General features: G+C 74.5%; 3 protein-coding genes. All 3 read left to right on the top strand.

Translation table 11 applies throughout. The annotated features are described in order from the left end of the window. The coding region (locus tag SACPADRAFT_RS0203220; protein ID WP_007026882.1) for a sulfurtransferase at positions 1-333 on the top strand (333 nt) is incomplete at its 5' end. An 11-nt stretch (positions 334-344) separates the two neighbouring features. Beyond that, entirely contained in the window at positions 345-1,517 is a 1,173-nt protein-coding gene (locus SACPADRAFT_RS0203215; protein WP_007026881.1) for an acetoin utilization protein AcuC, read from the top strand. Between the two features lie 46 nt (positions 1,518-1,563). Beyond that, positions 1,564-3,704, top strand: a 2,141-nt coding sequence (locus SACPADRAFT_RS25355) for a bifunctional acetate--CoA ligase family protein/GNAT family N-acetyltransferase (protein WP_007026880.1), incomplete at its 3' end; no start/stop codon positions are given.

Here is a 3,704-nt window from a genome sequence, read left to right as displayed (position 1 = left end):
CGCGCCCCGGAGCGGTATCGGGGGGAGACCGAACCGGTCGACCCCCGGGCCGGGCACGTGCCGGGGGCCCGCAACGCCCCGTTCGCCGCGCACGTCGACGGGCACGGCCGCTGGCGGACCCCGGAGGCGCTGGCACGGCACTTCCGTGACCTCGGTGTCGCGCCCGGCACCCCGGTGGGTGCGTACTGCGGTTCCGGGGTCACCGCCTGCTCGGTGGTACTCGCCCTCGAACTCGCGGGGCACCCGGAACCGGCGGCGCTGTACGCCGGGTCCTGGTCGAACTGGTCGGCCGATCCCCGGCGGGTGGCTGTCACCGGAGGAGATCCCGGATAGGGTCGGTGCCCATGCCCTCCTCGGCCGTCGTCTGGGATCCCGCCCTGCTCGCCTACGACCTGGGTGACGACCATCCGTTCAACCCGGTCCGGCTCGACCTCACGGTGCGCCTGGCGACCGCGCTCGGGGTGCTCGACGACGTGCCCCTGCTGGCGCCGGATCCGGCCGGGGAGACCGAGCTGTTGCGGGCGCACACCCCGGAGTACATCGAGGCGGTCCGGCGGGCGCCGATGGCGGGCCACGACGTCGGCCACGGACTCGGCACCCCGGACAACCCCGTGTTCGTCGACATGCACGACGCGTCCGCGTTGGTGGTGGGGTCCACCCTGCTCGGGGCGCGGTGCCTGGTCGAGGGCCGTGCGACGCGTGCGGTCGGTATCGCCGGGGGCCTGCACCACGCGATGCCGGGCCACGCCTCCGGGTTCTGCGTCTACAACGACTGTGCGGTGGCCGTCTCGTGGCTGCTGGACCAGGGTTTCGACCGCATCGCCTACGTGGACACCGACGTGCACCACGGCGACGGGGTGCAGGCCGCCTTCTACGACGACCCCCGCGTGCTCACGGTGTCGTTGCACCAGCACCCGTTCACCCTCTTCCCGGGGACGGGCTACGCCGCCGAGACCGGCGCGGGCGAGGCCGACGGGACCGCCGTGAACGTGGCGCTGCCGCCCGGCACGGGGGACGCGGGCTGGCTGCGGGCCTTCCACGCCGTGGTGCCCTCGGTGCTCGAACGGTTCCGTCCGCAGATCCTGATCACGCAGTGCGGCGTCGACTCGCACGCCGAGGACCCGTTGGCGGACCTGTCGCTGAGTGTGGACGGCCACCGCCGGATCTACCGGACCCTGCGGGAGCTGGCCGACACGCACGCCGACGGCCGGTGGCTGGCCGTCGGCGGTGGGGGGTATCAGCTCATCCGGGTGGTGCCCCGCTCGTGGACGCACCTGCTCGCCACTGTGCTGGACCGGGACGTCGCCCCGTCGACGCCGGTCCCCGCCACGTGGGCGGAGCAGGTGCGGGAGAAGGCCCCGAACGCGGCCCTGCCCGGCACCATGACCGACGGGGGCGCCGACTCGTTCTCCCCGTGGGGCGACGGGGACGACGACCCGGTGGACGTCGCCGTGCGGGAGACCCGGCGCGCGGTCTTCCCGTCGTACGGCCTCGACCCGGATGATCCACGGGACTAGGACGGGGCGTCACCAACGCCGACCGTCGGGCAGGAGGGCGTCGACGATGAACAACAGCGGCGGTGAGCCGGAGGCCGGCGGGTCCGGAACGGAGCGGGGGCCCTCCGGAACGGAGCGGGGGCCCGCGGACACCGGCGGTGGACCGGACCCGTTCGCCTATCCGGCCCACTGGGAGGCCGACGTCGTGCTCAGCGACGGCGGGACCGTGCACCTGCGGCCGATCGTGCCGAGTGACGCGGACCGGCTCGTCGCCCTGCACGCGCGGCTGTCCGAACGGACGCGGTACCTGCGCTACTTCGGCGCCTACCCGCGGATCCCGGCGCGGGACCTCGAACGGTTCACCACGGTCGACCACCACGGCCGGGTCGCGTTCGTGGCGGTGCTCGGGGACGAGATCGTCGCCGTGGGCCGGTACGAACGGCTCGACCGTGCCTCCGCGGAGGTCGCCTTCGTCGTCGACGACGCGCACCAGGGGCGGGGCCTGGGGTCGATCCTGTTGGAACACCTCGCGGCCGCCGCCTCGGAGCGGGGGCTGCGCCGTTTCGTCGCCGAGGTGCTGGCCGAGAACGCGGCCATGACCCGGGTCTTCCGCGATGCCGGGTACCAGGTCAGCCGGGCCTTCGAGGAGGGGTTGCTGCACCTGGAGTTCGACATCGACCCGACCGAGGAGTCGGTCGCGGTGGCCCGTGCCCGCGAGCAGGCCGCCGAGGCGCGCAGCGTGCACAACCTGCTGCACCCCCGTTCGGTCGCCGTGATCGGTGCCTCCACCGATCCCACGAAGATCGGCTACGCGGTGCTGAGCAACCTCCTCTCGGCCGATTTCACCGGCCCGGTCTATCCCGTCAATCCCGAGCACGGGTCGGTGCGCGGGGTGCGTGCCTACGCCTCGGTGACCGAGATCCCCGATCCGGTCGACCTCGCCGTGGTGGCCGTCCCCGCCGGACAGGTCGAGGAGGTTCTGGACGCGGCACTGGCCAAGGGGGTGAAGGCGCTGGTGATCGTGTCGGCCGGGTTCGCCGAGACCGGGCCGCACGGCGCCGACGCCGAGCTGCGGCTCGTCCGTGAGGCCCGCGCGCACGGGATGCGGGTCGTCGGGCCGAACGCGCTCGGCGTGCTCAACGCGGATCCGGGCGTCCGGCTCAACGCCACGCTGGCCCCCTCGCTGCCCCGCCGGGGCCGCACCGGATTCTTCTGCCAGTCCGGGGCGCTGGGCATCGCGATCCTCGCCGACGCCGAGGCCCGGGGGCTGGGCCTGTCCACGTTCGTCTCCGCGGGCAACCGGGCCGACGTCTCCGGCAACGACCTGCTCCAGTACTGGGAGACCGACCCGCACACCGACGTGGTGCTGCTGTACCTGGAGTCGTTCGGCAACCCGCGCAAGTTCGCCCGGCTGGCCCGCCGGATCGCGCGCAGCAAGCCGGTGGTCGCGGTGAAGTCGGGCAGGCACGCCGTGCGCCCCCAGCTGGCGGCCACGTCCACCGAGATCGACGAGTCGAGTGTGCAGGCGCTGTTCGACCAGGCCGGGGTGGTGCGCGTGGACACGCTGGCGCAGCTGTTCGACACCGCGCTCGTGTTCGCCCACCAGCCGTTGCCCCGGGGCGCGCGGATCGCGATCGTCGGGAACTCGAGCGCGATCGGGATGCTCGCCGCCGACACGGCCCGGGCGCAGGGGCTGCGGCTCGGGATGGAGCCGGTGGACATCGGGTCCCAGGCCCCGCCGGAGGCGTTCGCCGCCGCGGTCGGCCGGGCGCTGGAGTCGGAGGAGGTGGACGCGCTCGTGGTGGTGTTCGTGCCGCCGGTCGCCACCCCGGGGACGGCCTACGCCCGCGCGCTGCGGGACTCGGTCGGCGAGGACCCCGCCGGATGGACCAAGCCGATCGTGTCGACGTTCCTCGCCGCCGAGGGGGTGCCCGCGGAGCTGGCGGTCACCGGGCCGGACGGTGCCCCGACCTTCGGCTCGATCCCGTCGTACCCCAGCCCCGAACGGGCGGTGAACTCGCTGGCCCGGGTCGTGCGCTACGCCGGCTGGCGACAGCGGCCGCAGGGGACGGTGGTGCGCCCGGACGGGCTGGACGTCGCGGGGGCGGAGGCCATCGTGCGCGAGCACGCCGAGGGCGCCGTGCGGGAGCACGCCGAGGCCACCGCGCGGGAGCACGCGGAGGGCGCCGTGCGGGAGCACGCGGAGGG

It is taken from the genome of Saccharomonospora iraqiensis subsp. paurometabolica YIM 90007 (assembly GCF_000231035.2).
GTDB classification, from domain to species: domain Bacteria; phylum Actinomycetota; class Actinomycetes; order Mycobacteriales; family Pseudonocardiaceae; genus Saccharomonospora; species Saccharomonospora paurometabolica.
The sequence above is the reverse complement of the archived record's forward strand: the minus strand, read 5'-3'. Positions and strand labels throughout refer to the sequence as shown.